This window comes from Sphingomonas canadensis (assembly GCF_026013525.1).
GTDB classification, from domain to species: Bacteria; Pseudomonadota; Alphaproteobacteria; order Sphingomonadales; family Sphingomonadaceae; genus Sphingomonas; species Sphingomonas canadensis.
This window is the reverse complement of sequence record NZ_JAPDRA010000002.1, coordinates 446,873-469,658: the sequence shown is the minus strand read 5'-3', so window position 1 is coordinate 469,658 and position 22,786 is coordinate 446,873. Positions and strand designations below refer to the sequence as shown.

The 22,786-nt window shown below is 69.0% G+C and carries 24 protein-coding genes; 7 read left to right on the top strand and 17 right to left on the bottom strand.

What is annotated here, in order from left to right:
* Positions 1–18: 18 nt before the first annotated feature.
* The 16 genes from murB to OM513_RS07150 form a co-directional block, all read right to left on the bottom strand.
* On the bottom strand, positions 19–990 hold the full coding sequence (gene murB / locus OM513_RS07225) for a UDP-N-acetylmuramate dehydrogenase (RefSeq protein WP_264943476.1): 972 nt from the start codon (positions 988–990) through the stop codon (positions 19–21).
* Positions 963–1,157 (bottom strand): hypothetical protein, encoded by a 195-nt coding sequence (locus OM513_RS07220; protein ID WP_264943475.1) that lies wholly within the window; start codon positions 1,155–1,157, stop codon positions 963–965. The genes murB and OM513_RS07220 overlap by 28 nt, the downstream gene beginning before the upstream one ends.
* Positions 1,154–2,587, bottom strand: coding sequence for a UDP-N-acetylmuramate--L-alanine ligase (gene murC / locus OM513_RS07215; RefSeq protein ID WP_264943474.1), 1,434 nt, complete (start codon positions 2,585–2,587; stop codon positions 1,154–1,156). Before murC ends, OM513_RS07220 begins: the two co-directional genes overlap by 4 nt.
* On the bottom strand, positions 2,584–3,768 hold the full coding sequence (gene murG / locus OM513_RS07210; RefSeq protein ID WP_264943473.1) for an undecaprenyldiphospho-muramoylpentapeptide beta-N-acetylglucosaminyltransferase: 1,185 nt from the start codon (positions 3,766–3,768) through the stop codon (positions 2,584–2,586). The genes murC and murG overlap by 4 nt, the downstream gene beginning before the upstream one ends.
* Positions 3,765–4,997, bottom strand: a complete 1,233-nt coding sequence (locus OM513_RS07205; RefSeq protein WP_264943472.1) for an FtsW/RodA/SpoVE family cell cycle protein — start codon at positions 4,995–4,997, stop codon at positions 3,765–3,767. The genes murG and OM513_RS07205 overlap by 4 nt, the downstream gene beginning before the upstream one ends.
* Positions 4,994–6,283 (bottom strand): UDP-N-acetylmuramoyl-L-alanine--D-glutamate ligase, encoded by a 1,290-nt coding sequence (gene murD / locus OM513_RS07200; protein WP_264943471.1) that lies wholly within the window; start codon positions 6,281–6,283, stop codon positions 4,994–4,996. Before murD ends, OM513_RS07205 begins: the two co-directional genes overlap by 4 nt.
* On the bottom strand, positions 6,280–7,350 hold the full coding sequence (mraY, locus tag OM513_RS07195) for a phospho-N-acetylmuramoyl-pentapeptide-transferase (protein ID WP_264943470.1): 1,071 nt from the start codon (positions 7,348–7,350) through the stop codon (positions 6,280–6,282). Before mraY ends, murD begins: the two co-directional genes overlap by 4 nt.
* Entirely contained in the window at positions 7,338–8,732 is a 1,395-nt protein-coding gene (locus OM513_RS07190) for a UDP-N-acetylmuramoyl-tripeptide--D-alanyl-D-alanine ligase (protein ID WP_264943469.1), read from the bottom strand. Before OM513_RS07190 ends, mraY begins: the two co-directional genes overlap by 13 nt.
* On the bottom strand, positions 8,729–10,156 hold the full coding sequence (locus OM513_RS07185; protein WP_264943468.1) for a UDP-N-acetylmuramoyl-L-alanyl-D-glutamate--2,6-diaminopimelate ligase: 1,428 nt from the start codon (positions 10,154–10,156) through the stop codon (positions 8,729–8,731). Before OM513_RS07185 ends, OM513_RS07190 begins: the two co-directional genes overlap by 4 nt.
* Entirely contained in the window at positions 10,153–11,850 is a 1,698-nt protein-coding gene (locus OM513_RS07180) for a peptidoglycan D,D-transpeptidase FtsI family protein (RefSeq protein ID WP_264943467.1), read from the bottom strand. The genes OM513_RS07185 and OM513_RS07180 overlap by 4 nt, the downstream gene beginning before the upstream one ends.
* Complete coding sequence (locus tag OM513_RS07175; RefSeq protein WP_264943466.1) at positions 11,847–12,392, bottom strand: hypothetical protein; 546 nt, start codon at positions 12,390–12,392, stop codon at positions 11,847–11,849. The genes OM513_RS07180 and OM513_RS07175 overlap by 4 nt, the downstream gene beginning before the upstream one ends.
* Positions 12,392–13,336, bottom strand: coding sequence for a 16S rRNA (cytosine(1402)-N(4))-methyltransferase RsmH (rsmH, locus tag OM513_RS07170; protein WP_264943465.1), 945 nt, complete (start codon positions 13,334–13,336; stop codon positions 12,392–12,394). The genes OM513_RS07175 and rsmH overlap by 1 nt, the downstream gene beginning before the upstream one ends.
* Complete coding sequence (locus OM513_RS07165) at positions 13,333–13,818, bottom strand: division/cell wall cluster transcriptional repressor MraZ (protein ID WP_264943464.1); 486 nt, start codon at positions 13,816–13,818, stop codon at positions 13,333–13,335. Before OM513_RS07165 ends, rsmH begins: the two co-directional genes overlap by 4 nt.
* Before the next feature lie 531 nt (positions 13,819–14,349).
* Complete coding sequence (locus OM513_RS07160) at positions 14,350–14,664, bottom strand: hypothetical protein (protein WP_264943463.1); 315 nt, start codon at positions 14,662–14,664, stop codon at positions 14,350–14,352.
* Between the two features lie 50 nt (positions 14,665–14,714).
* Complete coding sequence (locus tag OM513_RS07155) at positions 14,715–15,707, bottom strand: cysteine synthase A (RefSeq protein ID WP_264943462.1); 993 nt, start codon at positions 15,705–15,707, stop codon at positions 14,715–14,717.
* Positions 15,708–15,754: 47 nt separating this feature from the next.
* Entirely contained in the window at positions 15,755–16,087 is a 333-nt protein-coding gene (locus OM513_RS07150) for a DUF962 domain-containing protein (protein WP_264943461.1), read from the bottom strand.
* On the opposite strand from OM513_RS07150, the gene OM513_RS07145 reads away from it, so the two are divergent.
* Both OM513_RS07145 and OM513_RS07140 read left to right on the top strand, forming a co-directional pair.
* Entirely contained in the window at positions 16,086–16,610 is a 525-nt protein-coding gene (locus OM513_RS07145) for a DNA-deoxyinosine glycosylase (protein ID WP_264943460.1), read from the top strand. The two genes, OM513_RS07150 and OM513_RS07145, sit on opposite strands and share 2 nt — an antisense overlap.
* Before the next feature lie 95 nt (positions 16,611–16,705).
* Positions 16,706–18,277, top strand: a complete 1,572-nt coding sequence (locus tag OM513_RS07140; protein ID WP_264943459.1) for a vWA domain-containing protein — start codon at positions 16,706–16,708, stop codon at positions 18,275–18,277.
* Between the two features lie 94 nt (positions 18,278–18,371).
* Here OM513_RS07140 and OM513_RS07135 read toward each other — a convergent pair whose 3' ends face one another.
* Positions 18,372–18,887, bottom strand: coding sequence for a hypothetical protein (locus OM513_RS07135; RefSeq protein ID WP_264943458.1), 516 nt, complete (start codon positions 18,885–18,887; stop codon positions 18,372–18,374).
* A gap of 208 nt (positions 18,888–19,095) precedes the next feature.
* On the opposite strand from OM513_RS07135, the gene OM513_RS07130 reads away from it, so the two are divergent.
* The 5 genes from OM513_RS07130 (at position 19,096) to aat (ending at position 22,766) form a co-directional block, all read left to right on the top strand.
* Positions 19,096–19,233: a hypothetical protein gene (locus OM513_RS07130; protein ID WP_264943457.1), complete on the top strand. Its 138-nt coding sequence runs from the start codon at positions 19,096–19,098 to the stop codon at positions 19,231–19,233.
* 65 nt (positions 19,234–19,298) lie between these two features.
* Positions 19,299–20,654, top strand: a complete 1,356-nt coding sequence (locus OM513_RS07125; protein WP_264943456.1) for a Y-family DNA polymerase — start codon at positions 19,299–19,301, stop codon at positions 20,652–20,654.
* A gap of 110 nt (positions 20,655–20,764) precedes the next feature.
* Positions 20,765–21,151 (top strand): hypothetical protein, encoded by a 387-nt coding sequence (locus tag OM513_RS07120; protein ID WP_264943455.1) that lies wholly within the window; start codon positions 20,765–20,767, stop codon positions 21,149–21,151.
* A gap of 99 nt (positions 21,152–21,250) precedes the next feature.
* On the top strand, positions 21,251–21,994 hold the full coding sequence (locus tag OM513_RS07115) for a ParA family protein (protein WP_264943454.1): 744 nt from the start codon (positions 21,251–21,253) through the stop codon (positions 21,992–21,994).
* Positions 21,995–22,001: 7 nt separating this feature from the next.
* On the top strand, positions 22,002–22,766 hold the full coding sequence (gene aat, locus OM513_RS07110; RefSeq protein ID WP_264943453.1) for a leucyl/phenylalanyl-tRNA--protein transferase: 765 nt from the start codon (positions 22,002–22,004) through the stop codon (positions 22,764–22,766).
* The last annotated feature ends 20 nt before the right edge of the window (positions 22,767–22,786 follow it).

Genomic DNA, 22,786 nt, shown 5'->3' with positions numbered 1-22,786 from the left:
GTTCAAGATGGAGGACGATCATGGCGACACGCCCTCCCCTAACCCCTCCCGCAAGCGGGACGGGGATGCTGCAGCGACTCCCACCCTCTGAATCTCCCATTCGAGTTCGACGCCGGAACGCGCCTTCACCTTCGCGCGCACTTCCTCGCCCAGCCCCTCGATATCGGCGCTGGTCGCCGAGCCGAGGTTGAGCAGGAAGTTGCAGTGTTTCTCGGACACCTGCGCATCGCCCCGGCGCAGCCCGCGGCATCCGGCGGCGTCCACTTCCTGCCACGCCTTGGTGCCCGGCGGGTTCTTGAAGGTCGATCCGCCGGTGCGGCTGCGCAGCGGCTGCGATTCCTCGCGCGCGGCGGCGATGCGGTCCATCTCGGCCTGGATCGCCGCGGGGTCGCCGGGATGGCCGCGAAAGGTGGCGCTGACGACGATCGCGCCATCGGGCAGCGCGCTGTGGCGATAGGTATAGCCGAGGTCCGCCAGCGCCAGCGTGCGCAGCTCGCCCGATCGCAGCACCACTTCGCATTCGACCAGGATGTCGCAGGTCTCGCGGCCATAGGCGCCGCCGTTCATCCGCACGAAGCCGCCCACCGTGCCCGGGATGGAGCGCAGGAACTCGATCCCCGCGATGCCGGCGTCGCGCGCCTTCGAAGACACCAGGATGCCCGACGCGCCACCGCCGCAGCGCAGCGTCGTCGCGTCCACCTGCTCCACCGTCGCAAAGGCCTTGCCCAGCCGCACCACCACGCCCGGCACCCCGCCGTCGCGCACGATCAGGTTCGATCCCAGCCCCAGCCCCATCACCGGCACCGCCGGATCGAGCGCGGCGAGGAAATCGCACAGGTCCGCGACATCGGCCGGCTCGAACAGCCATTCGGCCGCGCCGCCGCTCTTGAACCACACGAGCGGCGCCAGCGGCGCATCCGGCGTCAGCTTGCCGCGCACCCTGGGAAGCGTCGCTGCCGCGTTCACTTCCAGCCCCACAGGCCGGCCCATTGCTTCCACAGCGCCAGATTGGCCTCGGCGGCCTTCTGCCCGGCCTCGTGCAGCGCGGCGACCTGGTCGCCCGCGTCGATCATCTTCTGCGCGGCGTCGAGCTGGGCCTGCTGGGCGCGCAGCACCTCGCGCTGCATCTCGATCGCGGTGGAGAACCAGTCGCTCATGCCGCCGCGCCCTCGGCAGAGGCGGTGCGGCGCACCTCGTCGATGGCGCCCGCCAGGCTCGCGGCCCATTTGGTGATGTCGCCGGCGCCCAGGCAGACGACGATATCGCCCGGCTCGGCCACCCCGGCCAGCGCGTGCGCCAGCGCGGGAGCATCGGCGACATGCGCCACCGAACGATGCCCGCGGCGCTTCACCGCCTCGACCAGCGCCTCACCGCTCACGCCCTCCACCGGCGCCTCGCCCGCGGCATAGACCGGGGTGACATAAACCATGTCGGCGTCGTTGAAGGCCTGGGCGAAGTCATCCATCAGGTTGCCCAGCCGCGAATAGCGGTGCGGCTGCATCACCGCGATCACCCGCCCGGGCGAACTTTCGCGCGCGGCGGAGAGCACGGCGCGGATCTCCACCGGATGGTGGCCGTAATCGTCGATGATGGTGACGCCGCCCGTCTCGCCCACCTTGGTGAAGCGCCGCTTGACCCCGCCGAAGCGGGCGAAGCCCTTCTGGATCGTGGCATCCGGGATGCCCAGCTCCAGCGCCACGCCGATCGCGGCCAGCGCGTTCTGGACATTGTGGCGGCCCGGCATCGGCAACTCGATGGCCTCGATCGTGCGGGTGGAGCCATCGCGTTGGCGGACCACCGCGTCGAAGCGGTTGCCCCCCGCCACCGGCAGCACATTCACCCCGCGCACGTCCGCGCTGGCGGCGAAGCCATAGGTCACGATCCGCCGGTCGCGCACGCGCGGGATGATCGCCTGCACCTCCGGATGATCGAGGCACAGCAGCGCCGCACCATAGAAGGGCACATTCTCGACGAACTCGACGAAGGCGCTCTTCACCTTCTCGAAATCGCCATAGTGATCGAGATGTTCGGGATCGATGTTGGTGACCACCGCGATCGTTCCGTCCAGCCGCAGGAAGCTGCCGTCGCTCTCGTCGGCCTCCACCACCATCCACTCGCTGTCGCCCAGCCGGGCGTTGGAGCCATAGCTGTTGATGATGCCGCCGTTGATCACGGTGGGGTCCACCCCGCCCGCGTCGAGCAGCGCGGCGACCATCGAGGTGGTCGTGGTCTTGCCGTGCGTTCCCGCCACCGCGACGGTGGACTTCAGCCGCATCAGCTCGGCCAGCATCTCCGCGCGGCGCACCACCGGGATGCGGCGCTCATAGGCGGCCTCGACCTCCGGATTACCGCGCCGGATCGCGGTGGAGGTGACCACCACCGCCGCATCGCCCAGATTCTCCGCGGCATGGCCGATCGTCACCGGGATGCCGCGCGTGCGCAGGCCCTCGATCACATAGCCCTCGGCCACGTCGGAGCCCTGCACGCGATAGCCCAGATTGTGCATCACCTCGGCAATGCCGGACATGCCGATGCCGCCGATGCCGACGAAATGGATCGTGCCGATGTCGGTGGCGACGCCCTTCATGCGCGGTGTTCCGTCATTGCGAAGGCGGGCCGTGCGCCGCCGGTGTTGCCACGCAGGGCCGCACGGCGGACGCCCGCCGGCGCCTCGGGCGCGTTGATCGATTCGACCAGATCGGCCAGGTCGCGCGCGGCATGCGGGCGGCCGCAGCCCCATGCCTTCTTCGCGGCATTCTCCAGCGCCACGGGATCAAGGCCCAGCTTCTGGATCTGCTTGGCCAGCTCAGTGGGGTTGAATGCGCGCTGCGATATGGTGCGCGCGCCGCCCGCGGCCGTGATCTCGCGCGCGTTGGCGGTCTGGTGATCGTCGGTGGCGCTGGGCAGCGGCACCAGGATCGCCGGGCGCCCCGCCGCGGTCAGCTCCGCGATGGTCGAAGCGCCCGCGCGCGCGATCACGATGTGCGACCACGCCAGCCGCTCGGGCAGATCGGGCAGATAGGTGGCGATCTCCGCCGGGATATCGTGATTGGCGTATTTCGCGCGCACCTGATCGATGTCCTCGACCCGCGCCTGATGCGTCACCTGCAGGCGGCGGCGGAAATGCACCGGCAGCAGCGCCAGCCCGTCGGGCACCACCTGGCTCAGGATCGTCGCGCCCTGGCTGCCGCCTGTCACCAGCACGCGGAAGATGCCGTCCTCGTCCAGCATCGGATAGGGCCGGTTGCGCAGCGCCAGCACGCTCTCGCGCACCGGATTGCCCACCAGATGCGTCTTGGCCTTCCACGAATCCTGCAGCCGCTCGACATTCTCGTAGCTGGTGGCGATGGCATCCACCTTGCCGGCGACATAGCGGTTGACGCGGCCCAGCACCGCGTTCTGCTCATGGATCACGGTCGGGATGCCCGAACGGAAGGCGGCAAGGAGCGAGGGCAGCGCCGGATATCCGCCGAAGCCGATCACGCAGGCGGGGCGAAGCTGCTTGTACAGCTTGCGCGCCATCGAACGCCCAGCCATCACCTTGGCCGCCGCGCGCACCCAGCCCAGCGGCCCGCCGCCCAGCCGCCCGGCGGGCAGCACATGCGTTTCCACGCCATCGAACAGCCCGGGATAGCGCACGCCGCGATCGTCGCTGATCAGCACGACATGGTGGCCGCGGCCGGCCAACTCCTCGGCCAGCGCGGCGGCGGGCACCATATGCCCTCCGGTCCCGCCTGCCGCGAGCACATAGGTATGCGATTGGGTCATCTGCCGCTCCACCGGACCGTATAGGACGAGCGCTTCAGATACGGGTTCCGGCGCGTGAATGCGAGCAGCAGACCCATCCCCAGCGACAATGCGATCATCGACGATCCGCCATAGCTGATGAACGGCAGCGTCATGCCCTTCGACGGTGCCAGCCCCGTGTTGACCGCCATGTTGATCGCCGCCTGAACCCCGAACTGCGCCGCCAGCCCCGCCGCCGCGAGCAGCCGGAACGGATCTTCCTCGTCGATCAGCTTCAACAGCACGCGCAGCACGATCGCCAGATAGAGCGCCGCGATCGCCGCGCACGCCAGCAGCCCGAACTCCTCGCCGACCACGGAGAAGATATAGTCGGTATGCGCTTCCGGCAGGCGGTATTTCACCTGCCCCATTCCGGGACCGGTGCCGGTCCATCCCCCGGCGGTCAGCGTCCGCTCCGCCATGTCGGTCTGATAGTGCTCGGCGAGCGCCTTGTCCTTGTCGGGGAACAGGAACGAATTGATGCGGATCCGCGCCGTATCGTAGAACAGATAGGCCGCGACCACGCCCGCCACCGCCGTGCCGAACAGCCCCGCGATCGCCGCGGGCGACAGGCCGGAGATGACCAGCAGCAATATCCAGACGATCGCGAACACCATCGTCTGCCCGAAATCGGGCTGCATCATCAGCAGCACCGCAACCAGCGCGGTCAGCACGCCGGTCACCGCCAGCACGGGCAGCTCCGGGTCCTTCGCGCGCAGCGACAGGATCCAGGCCATCGAGACGATGAAGAGCGGCTTGAGGAACTCGGAGGGCTGGAGCTCGGCCACGCCGAAATCGATCCAGCGCCGCGCGCCGTTCGCCTCGCTGCCGATGAACGGCACCAGGATCAGCAGCACCAGGAACACGCACGCCCCGATCAGCGACAGCCGCCGCGCCAGCGTGGCGGGCAGCATCGACACCGCGAACAGCACCGGCACGGAAGCGCCGACCCAGATGAGCTGGCGCCAGAAATAATACATCGACGCAACCTGGTGTGCGCCGTCCGAATAGCGCCGCGCGCTGGCGGGCGACGCCGATCCCACGGCAACCAGCCCCACCGCCATCAACAGCAGCGTGAACAGCAGCAGCATGCGGTCCACCTCGCGGAACCACACCAGCAGCGGCGATGCGCGCGCCGTGCCGAGCAGCCCGCCGCGCAGCGCCGGAAGCTGGGCGCGGCCGGCCACGGCCTCGTCCCCCGCCCCGCTCATCCGAGCGCCTCCACGGCGGCACGGAAGGCGTCGCCGCGCGCCTCGAAATCGCGGAACTGATCGAACGAAGCGCAGGCGGGCGACAACAGCACCGTCTCGCCCGGTCTGGCATTGGCCGCGGCGGACTTCACCGCCGCCTCCAGCGTACCGCTGCGCTCGACCGGCATGTCGCGCTCCAGCAGCGCCGCGAACATCTCGCCCGCCTCGCCGATGGTATAGGCGCGGGCGACGTGCGCGAAGCCGGGACGGCAGGCGTCCAGTTCGTCCGTCTTGGCGCGGCCGCCGACGATCCAGTGGATATGGTCGAACGCGCGCAGTGCGGGCGCGGTCGAATCCGCGTTGGTCGCCTTGCTGTCGTTGACGAAGCGGACGCCGTTGCGGGTCGCGACGATCTGCATGCGATGCGGCAGCGCTGCATAGGTCTCCAGCCCGCGGCCGATCGCATCGCGCGCGATGCCCAGCGCCTCGCACGCGGCGATGGCGGCGAGCGCGTTCTGCGCGTTGTGCGGCCCCTGGAGCGCGGGCCAGCGCGACTGATCCATGCAAAGGCCCGGCGCGATCTTCGTCACGTCCTCCGCACGTCCGGCGCGGGCGAGGCGCGCGGCGATCGCCTGGCTGGCCGCGTCACCGATGCCGATCACCGCGGCATGCCCCGCCGACTGCATCGCGAACAGCCGCTCCTTCGACGCGGCATAGCCCGCGAACCCGTCATAGCGATCGAGGTGATCGGGCGTGATGTTGAGCAGCACCACGACGTCGCAGTCCAGCGTCCGCGTCAGGTCGATCTGGTAGCTCGAAAGCTCAAGCACATAGACGCCGCCCTCGGGCAGCGGGTCCTGGCTCAGGATCGGCAGGCCGATGTTCCCGCCCGCCAGGCTCGGCACGCCGGCGGTGCGGCAGATATGCTCGATCAGCGCCGTGGTGGTCGATTTGCCGTTGGTGCCGGTGACCCCGGCCACCTTGTGCGGCGGCAGGTCCGCGCGCGCCTGGGCGAACAGCTCGATGTCGCCGATGACCGGCACGCCCGCCGCGCGCGCATGCTCCGCGATCGGGTGGCGGTTGATCGGCACGCCGGGGGAAACGACGACGCCGTCGAAGCCCGTCAGGTCGATGCTCAGCGGATCGGCCAGTTCGGCGCCCGTCACCTGCGCACGCGCGGCCGCGTTCGCGTCCCAGGCGGTTACGTGCGCACCGCTCGCGACGAGCGCGGCCACCGTCGCCTGTCCCGAACGCGCCAGCCCGAGCACCGCATAGCGTTTGCCGCGCCAGGACGGGCTCGTGATCACCGCAGCTTCAGCGTCGAAAGCCCCGCGAGCGCGAGCACGAAGGCGATGATCCAGAAACGGATCACCACGGTCGGCTCGGACCAGCCGAGCTGCTCGAAATGATGGTGGATCGGCGCCATGCGGAACACGCGCTTGCCGGTGCGCTTGAAGAAGAACACCTGGATGATGACGGACAGCGCCTCCATCACGAACAGGCCGCCGATGATGCCCAGCACCAGCTCATGGTGCGCCACCACCGCGATCGTGCCCAGCGCGCCGCCCAGCGCCAGGCTGCCGGTGTCGCCCATGAACACCGCCGCCGGGGGTGCATTGAACCACAGGAAGGCGAGCCCCGCCCCCACCATCGCGCCGCAGAAGATCGCCAGATCGCCCGCGCCCGGCACGTGCGGGATGCCCAGATAGGTCGCGAACTTCACGTTGCCGGCCAGATAGACGATGATCATGAACGCCAGGCTGGCGATGATCACCGGCATGGTCGCCAGCCCGTCCAGCCCGTCGGTCAGGTTCACCGCATTGCCGAACGCCACGATCGTGAAGGCGGCGAAGACGATGTAGAAATATCCCAGATCCGGGTGGATCCAGTTGAAGAACGGCACATAGAGCTGGGTGCCGCTCTGCGCGATGATGATCCACGATGCCACGCCCGCGATGGCGAATTCGCCCAGCAGGCGGATGCGGCCGGAAACACCCGCCGTCTTCTGCTTCCGCACCTTGTCGTAATCGTCGAGGAAGCCGATCATGCCGAAACCGAAGGTCACGAACATGCACGCCCAGACATAGGGATTGCGCAGGTCCATCCACAGCGCCAGCGACACCATCAGGCTGGTGAGGATCATCAGCCCGCCCATGGTGGGCGTCCCGCGCTTGGCCAGGTGGCTTTGCGGCCCATCGTCGCGGATCGGCTGGCCCTTGCCCTGGCGCACGCGCAGCCACCCGATGAAGCGCGGGCCGATCAGCAGGCCGATCAGCAGCGCAGTGGTGATCGCTCCCCCGGTGCGGAAGGAAAGATAGCGGAAGAGGTTCAGGATGCCGGGGAAGCCCAGCCATTCCGCGATCAGGTAGAACATGGTTGCCTTTCCGCCAGCGCGGCCACCAGGGTGGAAAGCCGCACGCCGTTCGAACCTTTAACGAGTACCGCGTCACCCGCCTGCAGCACGGCATCGAGCCGGTCTCGCGCGGCCGCGGCGTCGGGCACATGGACGAAATCCACATGGCCCTCAAGCGCATTCGCAAGCGGCTTCATGCCTTCGCCGACCAGGATCGCATAGGTGATGCCCGCCGCCTGCACGGGGCCGGAAAGCTCGGCATGGAACGCCTCCGAATGTTCGCCCAGCTCGAACATCTCGCCCAGCACGGCCAGCTTGCGGCCGCGCTCATCGCCCAGCACCTCCAGCGTGGCGCGCATCGACGCGGGATTGGCGTTGTAGCTCTCGTCGATCACCAGCGCCTCGCCGCCGACGGCCGGCACCGTCAGCCGCGCGCCGCGCCCGGGCAGCCCGCCCAGTTCGGCCATCGCCAGCCCCGCCAGTTCCAGGTCGCCGCCCGCGGCTTCCACCGCCGCCAGAACCGCCATCGCATTGGAAACCCAATGCATTCCGGGCTGCGACAGGGTGAAGCTCAGCTCGCGCCAGCCGCCCCCGCCCAGCTCCAGCCGCGCGGTGACATAGGTGCCGCCCGATCGCGTGCGCATCGTTTCCAGCGCACGGACGTCCGCCCCCTCGCCCAGCCCGAAGGTCACGATCCGCGCGGCATGCGGCCGGGCCGCGGCGATCAGCCGCTCGCGGTGCGGACTGTCGAACGGCACGATCGCCGTGCCGCCGGGCTCCAGCCCCTGGAATATCTCCGCCTTGGCGTCGGCGATCTCGGCCTCGTCGCGGAAGAACGCGCTGTGCGCCGGGGCGATGGTGGTAACCAGCGCGACGTGCGGGCGGACCAGCCGGGTGAGCGCCGCCAGCTCGCCCGCATGGTTCATGCCCATCTCGAACACGCCGAAGCGCGCGTCGCGCGGCATCCGCGCCAGGCTGAGCGGCACGCCGGTGTGGTTGTTGTAGCTCTTCACCGAACGATGCGCGCAGCCGGGATCGGCGCGATCCAGCGCGGCATAGAGCGCCTCCTTGGTCCCGGTCTTGCCCACCGATCCGGTGACGCCGATCACGGTGCCGCCCATCCGCCCGCGCGATGCGACGGCCAGTGCGTCGAGCGCGGCGGTGGTATCGGGAACGATCACGTGCGGATGCGGCGTCGGCTCGGAAACCAGCGCGCCTGCCGCACCGCGCGCGAAGGCCTGATCCAGGAAGCGATGGCCGTCGGTCGTCTCGCCCTTCAGCGCCAGGAACAGGTCGCCCGGCCCCACCTCACGCGAATCGAACGTCACGCCCGATACGGCGAAGGCGGCCGAAGCCGTGCCGTGGCATGCGATCGCGATCTCTTCGGCGGTCCACAGCCTCATGCGGCGCACTCCCGCGCGACGGCCACATCGTCGAACGGCAGCACCATATCTCCCACGATCTGTCCCTGCTCATGCCCCTTGCCGGCGATCAGCACGATATCCTCCGCTTGCGCCATCTCCACCGCGGCGGCGATCGCCGCGCGCCGGTCGCCGGTCTCGATGCCCTGGGGCACCCCTTTCAGTATCTCCGCCCGGATCGCCGCGGGGTCCTCGCCGCGGGGATTGTCATCGGTCACGATGGCCACGTCCGCGCCCGCGGCCGCCTCCTGCCCCATCAGCTCGCGCTTACCATGGTCGCGCTCGCCACCCGCGCCGAATACCAGGATCAGCCGGCCCTGCGTGTGCGGCCGCAGCGCCGCGATGGCCGCCTCCAGCGCATCGGGGGTATGGGCATAGTCGACATAAAGCGGCGCGCCATTGGCCTTGATCGCCGCGCGTTCCAGCCGCCCGCGCACCGGCTGGAGCCGCGCCAGATTGGCGATGGTCTGCGCCGGATCACCGCCGGTGGCGACCACCAGCCCCGCCGCGACCAGCGCGTTGGCGGCCTGGTATCCGCCGATCAGCGGCAGGTTCACCTTATGCTCGCGCCCATCGGCGGCGATCACCAGCCCCTGCCCCAGCAGCGTGGGATCGCGCGAGACGATGCGCAGCGTATCGCCATGTTCGCCCACGGTGATCAGCCGGTTGCCCCGCGCACGCGCCAGATCGATCACCCGCTCGCTGTTGGGGTCGTCCACCCACACCACCGCCACGCCGTCCGGATCCAGCACATCGGCGAACAGCCGCAGCTTGGCGTGGAAATAGGCGGCCATGTCGCCGTGATAGTCCAGGTGATCGCGGCTCAGGTTGGTGAAGGCTGCGGCGCGCACCGGCAACCCCTCCGTCCGGTATTGCGACAGCCCGTGCGACGACGCCTCGAACGCGAGGTGCGTCACGCCCTCGCGCGCCAGGCCCGCGACGTTGGAGAGGAAGGTCACGATATCCGGCGTGGTCAGGCCGGTGGAGACGCTCTCGTCCGAAGTCGTCACGCCCAGCGTGCCGATCGAGGCGGCGTGATGGCCGGCCATCCGCCAGAGCTGGCGCGTCATCTCCACGGTGGAGGTCTTGCCGTTGGTGCCCGTCACCGCGACGGTGACCGGCGGGAACGGCGCGAAGAAGCGCGCCGCCAGCCGGGCGAAGCGCTCGCGCGGGTTATCGTCGGCGATGTGCAGCGCGCCTTCCACCGCGGCTTCCGGCCGCGCCACCACCGCAATGGCGCCAGCCGCCACCGCCGCCGGGATGAAATCCTCGCCGTTCACGCGCGCGCCCTGAAAGGCGCCGAAGATATTGCCGGGCGCAACCTTGCGATGGTCTATCGCAAAGCCGGTTACCACGGCGCCGTCCGCGGCGCCCCCTGCACCGCCGGTCAATGCCCCCAGGTTCATCGATCCGATGCCTTTTCCTTGTCTTCCTGCGCCACGAGGTTGCCGTAGGCACCAAGAGCGATGTCCCGGTTCGGATCGGGGATGACGCCCATCATGGGCCCTACCCGCGTCACCAGCCTGCCCACCAGCGGCGCCGCGGTCCACCCGGCCGTACGCTGGCCTGCGGATTCGGCATTTCCGATCGGCGAATCGAGCATCGCAATCACCACATAGCGCGGTGCGTCCATGGGGAAAGCCGCCGCGAACGTGGAAACATTCTGATTCTTCAGGTAACCGCCGCCGCCCAGCTTTTCCGCGGTGCCGGTCTTGCCGCCGACACGGTATCCGGCGGCGTTCGCCTTCGATCCGGTGCCCTCCGTCACGATCAGGCGCAGCAGCTCGCGGATGCGCAGGCTGGTCTCGGCGCTGATCACGCGCTCGCCGGCCGGCGCCTTGCCCGGTTCGATGCGCAGCAGCGTGGCCGGCCGCCACAGCCCGCCGTTCACCAGCGCGGCATAGGCGCAGGCAAGGTGCAGCGGCGTGACGGAGATGCCATGGCCATAGGCGGCGGTCATGGTGGTGGTGCGGCCCCAGTCGCCGGGCCACAGCGGCCCTTCGTTCTCCACCTCGAGCGAAAGCTTACGATCGAAGTGCATGGCCCGGAACATCCGTTCCAGCGGCTCGCGCCCCATCTCGTCCGCGATCCGCGCCGTGGCGATGTTGGAGGAATGGATCAGCACCTCCGGCACGGTGATGAAGCGGCCCAGCGGGTGATCGTCGTTGATCGTGAAGCGGCCGATCTTGATCGGCTCGGTGGCGTCGTAACGCTTGGCCATCGACTTGATCGTGCCCGCCTCGATCGCCGCGGCCACCGCGATCGGCTTGAAGGTCGATCCAAGCTCGTACCGGCTCTGCGTCATGTTGTTGCGCGGGATCGGGCCGGCAATCGCGTTGGGATTGAAGGTGGGGAGCGACGCCATCGCCACTACCTCGCCGGTCTCGACGTCCAGGATCACGCCGGCCGCGCCCTTCGCCTGGAAGCTGACCATGGATCGCGCCAGTTCGTTCTCCAGCGCGCCCTGGACGCGCATGTCGATCGAAAGCGCAACCGGGGCGGCGCGCGCGCCCTCGCCCTGCAGCCGCTGGTTCAGCGCGCCTTCCATACCCCAGCCGCCCGTGCCGTCCGAACGGACATAGCCCAGCACGTGCGCCGCCATGGTGGACTGGGGATAGAGCCGGTCGGGCTCGCGCATAGGCTCGATCGCCGGCTCGCCCAGCGCGTTGACTGCCTTCACCAGCTCCGGGCCGGCGCGGCGCTTGAGCCAGGCGAACTTCGAGCCCGTGTTGAGCAGCACGAAATACTGCGCCTCGGTCTTTTCCGGGATAAGCTGGGCGAGCTGCTTCGCCAGCGCCGAGCGATCGCCGATCACGCGATCGGGGTGGATCGCCAGCGACCATCCATCGACGGTGCGCGCCAGCGGCTGACCGTTGCGATCGGTGATGTCGCCGCGCGCGCCCAGCCCGGTGAGCTGCACCGCGGCGCGCGCGGGCTCGGCCATGATCGCCAGCACCGCCAGCCGCCCGATGATGAACACCATGCCCACCGCAAACAGCAGCGCGAGCACCATCAGCCGCACCTGGGCGATCGCCACGAGCGATTGGCGGGCCCCGCCCGCCCGGCCCGTACGGGCCGGCGGTGCGACAAGGACGATCAACGCAGCTTCTGCGCTTCGGCGGCGGCGAGACGCTTCAGGTCTTCAAGCGTGTTGTTGTCCAGCATCGCCACCTGGCGAACCTTGACGACTTCCCCGCCCCGGCGCGCGCCGGCCGCGGCCACCGCCTGGCGGCTGGAGCCGGCATCGGCGGTGACGATCGCGGGCGAGGTGGCGGCCATCGCGGTGCGCACCGACGCGGGCACCACGGCAGCCGCAAGCTCGCGGCGCGGCGCGTCTTCACCGGCCACGGCGGGCTGGCCGAGGCTGGCTAGCTGCGCCTCGCTGGTCACATATTGCGCGGCCTGCGGGGCGGCGAGGCCCAGCGCGGTGCCGTTCCACTCCTCAAGCTGAAGCTGGCTCGCGCGCGCCGCGAACTCGGTCTCCAGCGCAAGAATCTCCTTCTCAGCGGTGCGGATCTTCGCATCCACCGAGGCAAGGCGCGTACGTTCTGCGGAGCCATAGGAAGTCGCGAAGCTGCAGACCGGAGCAACGATCATGCAACAGACCAACCAGCCCAGCCCCTTCATCCTGGTCACAGCCATCAGTCCACTCCTTCCGACCATGGCGCGGCGGCAGTACGCCGCGCCACCCGAAGCGTCGCTGAACGCGCGCGCGGGTTACGGTTAATCTCCGCCTCGCCGGGCCGGACGGCCTTGGCGAGCGACTCGAAGCTCGGTGCCGCCTTCGGGCCGGCGGCGGGCCTGTGGCGCGAACCGGCGGATTCGCCGCCCGAACGTTCGCGCAGGAAACGCTTCACCAGCCGGTCCTCCAGGCTGTGGAACGTCACCACCGCCAGGCGGCCGCCTGGCTTGAGCACCCGCTCGGCCGCGGCGAGGCCCTCTGCGAGCTCGTCCAGCTCGCGGTTCACATGGATCCGGATCGCCTGGAAGGTCCGCGTCGCGGGGTCCTTCTTCTCGTGCGGCTTATGTCCTAACGCCTTCTTTACCACGTTCGCGAGTTCGGAAGTCCGCTTAAGGGGTCGCGCGGAGACGATGGCGCGGGCCACGCGGCGCGACTGGCGCTCCTCGCCATAGTGATAGAGTATGTCGGCGATCTCCGCCTCGTCGGCGGTGTTCAGGAAATCGGCCGCACTCATCCCCTCGCCCGACATGCGCATGTCGAGGTCGCCGTCCTTCTGGAAGCTGAAGCCGCGATCGGGATCGTCGATCTGCATCGAGGAGACGCCGATATCCATCGTCACGCCATCCACCGGCGCGAAGCCGCGGCGCGCGAGCTCCGCCTCCATCTGGCTGAACGGCGCCTCGATCAGCACAAGGCGCCCGCCGCTTTCGGCGACGAGCGAGAGACCGCCCTGGACCGCACGGGGGTCGCGGTCCAGGGCAGCCACCTCGGCACCCCGCTCGAGGATCGCTTTGGTATATCCGCCCGCGCCGAAGGTCGCGTCGACGTGGCGCTCGCCCGGACGGGGATCGAGCGCCGCGACAACCTCGTCGAGCAGCACGGGGATATGGGGCGCCGCGCTCACAGCGCGATGCCCTTGGCCTGGCACAGATAGGCGCAATAGGAACGCAGCCGCGCAAGCTCCGGCGCGGTCGTCGCCATCAGCATCTCGGGCGCCCAGATGTTGAACGTGTTGCCGGCGCCCGAAAACGCCGCCCACTTCCCGATCTTCGCCTCCGCGCGAAAGAACGGGGGCAGGATGAAGCGGCCGCTGGGATCGAAGCTGGCGCGCTCCACCGGGCCGAACGCCTGCTGCATCGCGCGCTCGCCCACGCCGGCGGCCTCGGTGAAGGGGGCGGCGGCGGGATTGTCGATGCGGCGGTGCTTTTCCTGCGACCAGGCAAGGTCGTGCGCCGAAAGGCAGGGCTCGCTCTCGTGCAAGCCGATGACGACGATGCGGCTCTCGCAGTTACGCTCGATGGTCGCGCGCAGGTCGGCGGGGATCGCTACGCGACCCTTATCCTCGACGCTCTGCAGCGCAAATCCTTCGAAGACGTCGCGAGACACCTCAAACCCCTGAACCCCGGGGCAAAGGCCACCCGCCCCCGGAAGGCGCGGTGAAACGCCGCCTTCCGGCGCAACTCATGTTGGACGGTGAATAGGACTCTGCCCCGATTAGCTGAGGTTTCGTTTACCACAGCCATTCAGGGATTCAATGCCGGAAATGGGTTTTTAGCCCCAAATTCCCCCATGTTCTAAATATGTTCTATTAAATCTTGCTTTGTTCTTACTTCTCGCCGCCAAAACGGCCCCGCCGCGCCTGACGGAATCCGGATCGCGTTTCCGATGCTGGTTAACGATGCCATCGAAGCCTGTTTCCCTGGGGCGGCGGGGCCTTCCGGTGCCGCGCGGGCCGGTTTCGGCGCCACCGCGCCGGCTTCCGGAGCCTGTCCCTGCTACTTGCATTAGCACAAATCGCGGCAAGACACATCGCCGCATGCGCGCGGAATCGCAGAAATCCGGCGAGTCGCCGCACTTGCGGGCGATGGAACCAAAGGCTCCCAGCCTCCGGAAAACCCGCCTGGGGGGCGAATGGGGCTATTTGGGGCCGGGATTCCCGCCGGCTGGTGGCGCGTGCGCCGCATCCTCTTGCGCGGCCGTGCTGGGCGCCACGCCCAGCGTCGCCAGCGGCTCTTCCTTCGCCTTGCCGGCGGCGGTGTTCGACAGATCGGTGATGTTCGCGACAACCGCCGCGTTGGGCGCGCCGACGGCGGCCACCGGCTCATCGCGATTGGCGGAGGAGAAGATCGCGCTCGCGAGCCCGATCAGCACCAGCACCAGCGCCAGCCCCGTCATCCCGACGCGGACGCGCTGCATCGCCTGAGCGGATTCCTCTGAGGTTCCGGGCTTCATACGTGTTGCATAAATGTAACGCCTTAACGGCGCGTTGTCGAGCCGCGCGATCAGCGGCGTTCGAGCCAGTCCGGGACAGCCAGTCCCTTCGCTCGCAGCCACTCCGGATTATAGAGGCTTGAAAGGTAACGGAATCCGGTATCGCACAGGATCGTCGCGATGCGATGCCCCGGCCCCAGCTCGCGCGCCAGCGCCACCGCGCCGGCCACGTTGATGCCGGAGGATAGGCCCAGCGCCAGCCCCTGCTCGCGCATCAGCTTCCACACCCATTCCAGCCCCTCCTCGTCGGAGATCCGGAACTGGGTGTCGATCGGCGCGCCCTCCAGGTTGGCGGTGATCCGCCCCTGGCCGATGCCCTCGGCCACCGAGCTTCCCTCGGCCTTCAGCTCGCCATGGGCATAATAATTGTAGAGCGCCGCGCCATGCGGATCGCTGAGCGCGATGCGGACCTTCTCGTCATGCGACTTGAGGCCCAGCCCGACCCCCGCCAGCGTGCCGCCGGTGCCCACGGCGCAGGTGAAGCCATCGACGCGGCCCTCCATCTGCTCCCAGATCTCGTTGGCGGTGCCGCAGATGTGTGCGCGGCGGTTGGCGATATTGTCGAACTGGTTGGCCCAGATCGCGTTGGGCGTCTCCTCCGCGATCCGGCGGCTGGTGTGGACGAAATGGCCGGGGTTCGAATAGGGCGCGGCGGGCACCAGAACCAGCTCCGCGCCCAGCGCGCGCAGCGTGTCCATCTTCTCGCGGCTCTGCGTCTCGGGCATGACGATGATCGTCTTGTAGCCCTTGGCATTGGCCACCAGCGCCAGGCCGATGCCGGTGTTGCCCGCCGTGCCCTCCACGATCGTGCCGCCGGGCTGGATCAGCCCCTTCTCCTCGGCATCGCGCACGATGAACAGCGCCGCGCGATCCTTCACCGACGCGCCGGGATTGGTGAACTCGCACTTGCCGAAAATCTCGCAGCCGGTGGCCTCGCTGGGGCCTTTCAGGCGCACGAGCGGGGTGTTGCCGATCAGGGACAGCGTGTCGGGAGCAATCTGCATGGCGCGCTAGATAGGGGCGCTACCGCCCCCGGGGCAAGCAAGCGAAACTATCCGCGCCCCACCCCGGCCTGATCCAGATGCGGCCCCAGCCGCCCGGCGAACCACAGGAAGAACATGCGATAGTCGCTCAGCAGCGACCACAGCGGATAGGTGAAGGTCGCGGGCCGGTTGCGCTCCACCCCGAAATGCGCCGCCCAGGCAAAGCCATACCCCGCCAGCGGGATCGCCAGCCACCACCAGCCCCCCGCACCCACCGCGATCAACAGGAACCAGAAGGTCAGGAACGTGCCGGCATAGTGGAGCGCGCGCGTCGCGGGCTTCGCATGCTCGCGCAGGTAATAGGGCCAGAAGTCGGCATAGCGGGTGATGGTGCGCGCCATGGGCACAAGCTATCGCAGCCTCATGCACGACCGCAAGCAAAGCTTCCCGCCAGTCGTCGATCCGCGCGTCCGCCTGCTGGTGCTCGGATCGCTGCCAGGCGAGCGGTCGCTGAGCGAGCAGCGCTATTACGCGCATCCGCAGAACCAGTTCTGGGCGCTGATGGCGGCCGCGACGGGGCGCGACCTGCCCGCCCTGCCCTATCCCGGCCGGCTTACCGCGCTGCTGGAGGCCCATGTCGGACTGTGGGATGTCGTGGCCAGCGCGCGCCGCCAGGGCAGCACCGACGCCGCCCTGCAGGACGTGGAGCGGCACGACATCGCCGCGCTGGCCGAATCGCTGCCCGAATTGCGCGCGATCGCGTTCAACGGCGGCACGGCGCTGCGCCACGGGCTGCGCCAGCTCGGGCCGCTTGCCACCCGCTGGCAGGTGGTCGCGCTGCCGTCGAGCAGTCCGCTGCATACCATTGGCCTGGCGGCGAAACTCCCGGCATGGAGGGCGCTCAGCGCCCATATTTCGCCATGATTTGGACGCAATTCCTACCCGATAACTAGAAATGGCCTTGCCACCCTTGCCGCAATCGTGCCACAAATACGGCACAATTAAGGCAGGAGGCGCAAATGCGTGTCAGGTTGCTGGGTTCGGCCGCGCTGGGTGCGGCATTGCTCGCGGGGTGCAGCCAGGGGGGCTCCTATTCCGCCGGTCCCGTTTCCACCGAGGCTTATGCCGATCCCGCGGCGATGCCGCCCGAGATGCGCGAGCGCTATGCACGCAACGATATCTCGCCGGTCCGCAACGTCGCCGAGGCGCCGGTCTCCACCTTCGCGGTCGATGTGGATACGGCGGCCTATTCCAACGTCCGCCGCTTCCTTGTCGGGGGTGCCACGCCGCCCAGGGACGCCGTGCGCACCGAGGAGATGATCAACTATTTCCGCTACGACTATCCCCTGCCCGCCGATCGCGGCGCGCCGTTCAGCGTCACCACCGACGTATCGACGACGCCGTGGAACCCGCAGACGCGGCTGCTGCGCGTCGGGCTGCGCGGCTATGACCTGAACTATCGCGAGCGGCCGGCGGCGAACCTGGTGTTCCTGGTCGACGTGTCCGGATCGATGGACCAGCCGGACAAGCTGCCGCTGGTCAAGGCCGCGCTGGCCACGCTGGCGGATGGGCTGCGGCCGCAGGATCGCGTTTCGATCGTGGTCTATGCCGGTGCCGCGGGACTGGTGCTGGCGCCGACCAGTGACCGGTTGCAGATCAAGGCCGCGCTGGACAATCTGAACGCGGGCGGCTCCACCGCGGGGGGCGAGGGCATCCAGCTCGCCTATGCCACCGCGCGCGCGAACCGGATCGAGGGCGGGATCAACCGCGTGATCCTGGCCACCGACGGCGACTTCAACGTGGGGCTGAGCGACCAGCGCGGGCTGGAGGAGCTGATCGAGCGCAACCGCGACGACGGCATCACGCTGACCGCGCTGGGCTTTGGCCGCGACAATCTGAACGACGCGATGATGGAAGCGATCGCGGACAAGGGGAACGGCAACTACGCCTATATCGACACCGCGATGGAGGCGCGGAAGGTGCTGGACGAGCAGCTCGGCTCCACGCTGTTCACGATCGCGGGCGACGTGAAGGTGCAGGTGGAGTTCGATCCGGCGGCGGTTAGCCAGTACCGGCTGATCGGATATGAGAACCGCGCGCTGCGCGAGGAGGACTTCAAGAACGACCAGGTCGACGCGGGCGAAATCGGCGCCGGGCATCAGGTGACCGCGATCTACGAGATCGTCCCCACGGGCGCACAGGGCTGGTCGGGGCCGCGCCGCTACGCCGGGAACCAGCCCGCCGCCGCGCCCGCCCAATCGGGCAGCGGCGAGATGGCCTTCGTCAAGCTGCGCTACAAGCTGCCCGGCGAGAAACAGTCGCGGCTGATCGAACGCCCGGTGCCGCGCGCGCTGATCGCCGGGGCCGCCGCGCCGCAGGGCGACATGGCCTTTGCCGTGGCGGTCGCCGGCTTTGCGCAGAAGCTGCGCGGCGATACGCTGCTCGGAAGCTGGAGCTATGCCGACATCCGCCGGCTGGCGGGATCGCCGGCCGACTATTGGCGGCGCGAGTTCGTCGAACTGGTGGGCATCGCCGAAAGCGGCCGGTTCGCCGCCGAGGCGGACGGCCTGCCGGAGAACGCGGCGCTTTGAACCCGTCCCCCGCCGGCGGGCGATCTGGGGTCCCGCCGGTGCGCCGCGGCCCGGCCGTTTGCCCCTTTGGGCCGGGCCGCGGCGGAACGGGAGCTCAGCCCTGTTCCGCGCAGCCCTCGCGCGTTTGCCCGCCGACCTGGATCTTCACGGTCAGCGGCAGGACGGTTTCCGCCGGCGTGTCGCACGGCTGGGCGGTGAGCGTGACCGTCATCGGGCCGGCCTGGCCATAGCTGGTGCTGTAGGTGGCCGAGGTGGCGGTGATCACCGGCGCGGCCGGAGCCAGCGTCGCGGGTTGCGGCGTCTCCACCGAATAGTCGGTATAGACCAGCGTGCTGCCGTGAATCTCCAGCAGCCAGAAGGGCTCCTGCCCCGTCGCGCGCACCTTGCCCGCCAGATCGACGCCGCCGAGCGTGGATGCAGAAGGCGTCGCGGTGGCGTTGACCGGCGCGGGTTCCGCCATGTTCGCCGGCTCCGGCGGCGGGGGCGTCAGGTTCATCGTCTCGTTGCCGGCGTCGTTGCCGGGGGCAACCGTCACGCTGCCCTGCCCGCATCCGGCCAGCGCTAGCGCCAGCCCAGCGGCGGCCAGCCGCTGGCTCCGGAGTGGATTCATCCGCATCGCATCCTCCCTCTATGCCCCGCCCGGCATCCGCCCGCGGGGCCTGCGCCTAACAACCACGGCGGCGCTCCGGAGAGAAGCCCCGCAATGGCGGAAATACAGAACGCGGGTCTGGAATATCTGCAACAATTCTGAAATAGCGGGGCAAATTCGTGAGCAGGGCTACATTTCGATGCGTATTTCCGGCCTGTTTGGCAGGCTGATGTGTGTCTTCGGCAGGCACCAGCGCTCGCGCGGCAAGGCGCGCGAGACCCCTTCTGGCTGGCAGAGCGTGTGCATCCACTGCGGCGTCCGCATGCACCGCGGCCTTGACCGGGTGTGGCACGTCACGCGCGACTGAGCCGCCGCCTTTGCCGGAAGGCATGGGTGTCCCCCGGCGCATCGTTCTGCTAATGTTCGCGCGCGATGCCCGCAGCGATTCGCCCTGATCCCGATTGCGGCGGCGCGGCGGATGGGGCTGCGCCGGCGCCCCTGCTCGCCTTTCCGCCGCGGCCGCTGCGCTGGCTGTTCCTCGACCTGAACTCCTATTTCGCCAGCGTCGAGCAGCAGTTGAACCCCGCCTTGCGCGGCAAGCCGGTGCTCGTCGCCCCGGTGGATGTGGACACCACCGTGGCGATCGCCGCGTCGGTGGAGGCGAAGCGCTACGGCATCTCCACCGGCACCCCGGTCTGGGAAGCGAAGCAGAAGTGCCGCGACCTGCTGATCGTGCCGGCGCAACATGAACGATATGTGGCGTTCCATGAGGCGATCCTGGCCGAAGTGTGGCGCCATATCCCCGTCACCCTGGTCTGCTCGATCGACGAGGTGGCGTGCCGCCTGCTCGACAACGAGAACAGCCCGGAGGCCGCCGTGGCGCTGGCGCAGCGGATCAAAGCGGGCATCCGCGCCAATGTGGGCGAATGCCTCACCAGCTCGGTCGGCATCGCGCCCAACCGGCTGCTCGCAAAGCTGGCGTCGGACCTGCAGAAGCCGGACGGGCTGGTGGTGATGACCGCGGACCAGCTCCCCCAGCGCCTGTTCGGGCTGAAGCTGCGCGACATCGCCGGCATCGGCGCCAAGATGGAGCGGCGGCTGGCGCAGGAAGGTATCCTGGACATCCGCCAGCTTTGCGAACGCCGCCCGCGCGACGCGGGCAGCGCCTGGGGTGGCGTGAACGGCGACCGGCTCTGGTATCTGCTCCACGGCGTCGATCTGCCCGAAAAGCCCAGCCAGACGCGCAGCATCGGCCACAGCCATGTGCTGAGCCCGCAGAAGCGCGGGATCGCGCCCGCACGGCTGACCGCGCGCCGCCTGGCGCTGAAGGCCGCGAGCCGGCTGCGCCGCAAGGACTATCGCGCGCGGCTGCTGGTCCTTCATGGCAAGTTCGAGGACGACAAGAGCAACTGGCGCACCTCGATCCGCCTGCCCGCGACGCAGGACAGCTTCGTCGTGCTCCATGCGCTGGAGAAGCTGTTCGCCCGGCTGGTGGAGGCGGGGCGTGCGCGGCCCGGCGGTTTCCGGCTGCGCATGATCGGCGTGACGCTGGCCGAGATGGAGGGCGTGGAGGGCGAGCAGGGATCGCTGTTCGCCGCGCTCGACCCAGACGATCCGCTGGCCCGCGAGACTCGCACGCTGGCGCTCAGCCGGGCGATGGACCGCATCAACGAGCGATTCGGCCGCAATGCGGTAAGCGTCGGGCCGCTCCATGGCGGGCGGATCGACGGCGTGGGCACCCGCATCGCCTTTGGGCGAATCCCGGAGATCAGCGAGTTTCACGAATAGCTTGGCCCGCTTTGGGGCAAGAATCGCGCTGCGCCGCAACAACTTTATGATACGATATAACTCCAGAGGACTTGACGGGCGCCTTGGCGCCACGCCATGAGCGCGGCGCTATGAAAAGCCTCCCCCTGATCGCCGCCGCTGCCGCAGCGCTCCTGTCGCTCTCGGCTTGCAAGAACGAACCCGAGGTCGTGGACTCCATCGCGAAGGACCCGCTGGCCGAGCAGATGAAGAACGCGCCGAAGGCGGAGCTGCCGCCGGCAGTCGAGTCCTCGGTCAGCTTCCGCTGCCAGCCGGGCAACAAGCTGCTCTATGTCGACTTCTTCCAGGGCGGCAAGATGGCCGTTCTGAAGAAGGAGAAGGACGGCGCGCCGACCATGCTGAACGCGCCTGAGGCCGGCCAGCCCTTCGTCGGTGCGGACGGCTCGAAGATCACCGGCAACGCCAAGGCCGCGACCATCTCGGTCGCCGGCGCGGCCCCGGTCACCTGCAAGGCCTGAACCCCCTCCAGCAGTATCCGTAACGAACGGGCCGGCGGGGCTTCCCTGCCGGCCCTTTTTCATGCGACCTAGCGGCCAGGGAAAACCACAGGAGTCCGCGTGGCGACGGTCGCGATCTACAGCCTCAAGGGCGGGGTGGGAAAGACGACGCTGGCGGTCAATCTCGCCTGGTGTTCGGCCACGCTCTCCGCACGCCGCACGCTGCTGTGGGATCTCGATGCCCAGGCCGGCGCCACCTATCTGACCGGCGCGTCGCCCGCCGGGCGCGATCAGGCACAGGCGGTGTTCACCCGCGACGTGGCGCCGGAAAAGCTGGTGCGCCACACGGCGTTCGAACGGCTCGACCTGATCGCCGCCGACACCTCGCTGCGCGGGCTGGACCTGCTGTTCCACGAACTGGACAAGAAGAAACGCCTGGCCAAGCTGCTCGCCGCGCTCGACAAGGCCTATGATCGCGTACTGCTCGATTGCCCGCCGGGACTTACCGAGACGAGCGAGCAGGTGATGCGCGCCGCCGACCTGATCGTGGTGCCGGTGATCCCCTCCCCGCTCTCCACCCGCGCGTTCGAGGAGGTGGCCCAGCATCTGGACCGCAAGGGCGGCAAGGCGGGCAAGGCGCCGCTGATGCCGGTGCATGCGCTGGTGGACCGCCGCCGCAAACTCCACGCCGCCGCGCTGGAGGCGCATCCCGACTGGCCGGTGATCCCGATGGCCAGCGTGGTGGAATCGATGGCGGCGCGGCGGATGCCGGTGGGCGCCTTCGCCCCGCGATCGGCGGGGGCGCAGGCCTTCGCCGCGCTGTGGCAGGCGATCGAGCGGCGGCTGGCGGGCAAGAAGGGCTGATCGCGCGATGAGCCATCACCATCGCCAGCCGCAGCAGCTCGATCCGGAGCTGGTGCTGCGGGCCTATGCGATGGGCGTGTTCCCGATGGCCGATCATCGCACCGCGCGCAGCGTCTATTGGGTCGAGCCGCGGCTGCGCGGGGTACTGCCGCTCGATCGCTTCCACCTCTCGCGCTCGCTGCGCAAGACGATCCTGTCGGGCCGGTTCGAACTCACCGTCGATCGCGCGTTCGAGGATATCATCCGGCTGTGCGCCGAAAGCGTGAACGGCCGGCCCGAGACCTGGATCAACGGCGCGATCGAGCAGGCGTTCATCGCGCTGCACCGCCGCGGCTTCGCCCATTCGGTGGAATGCTGGCACGACGGACGGCTGGCGGGCGGGCTCTATGGGCTGGCGCTGGGCCGCGCCTTCTTCGGCGAATCGATGGTGACGCGGGTACGCGATGCGTCAAAGGTCGCGATCGCGCATCTGGTCGCGCGGCTGAAGGCCGGCGGCTTCACGCTGCTCGATTGCCAGTTCCAGACCGATCACCTCGCCTCGCTGGGCGCGATCGAGATCGGGCGCGAGGATTATGTCGCATTGCTGGGCGCCGCGCTGGGCGAATCCGCTGCGGGGCTCTCGGCCGGCGCGGCGTCGGTGGACGGCGATTTCTTCGCGCTCGATTCGTTGCCCGATCCGGCGCCCGCGCCCTTTGGCCCGGCGCCGACGGATACCGTATCCGGCCCGCTGTCGCGGAAGGTCATCGCGCAACTGATGGCCCATACGTCATAGACCGGGTGCTGGACGACGTT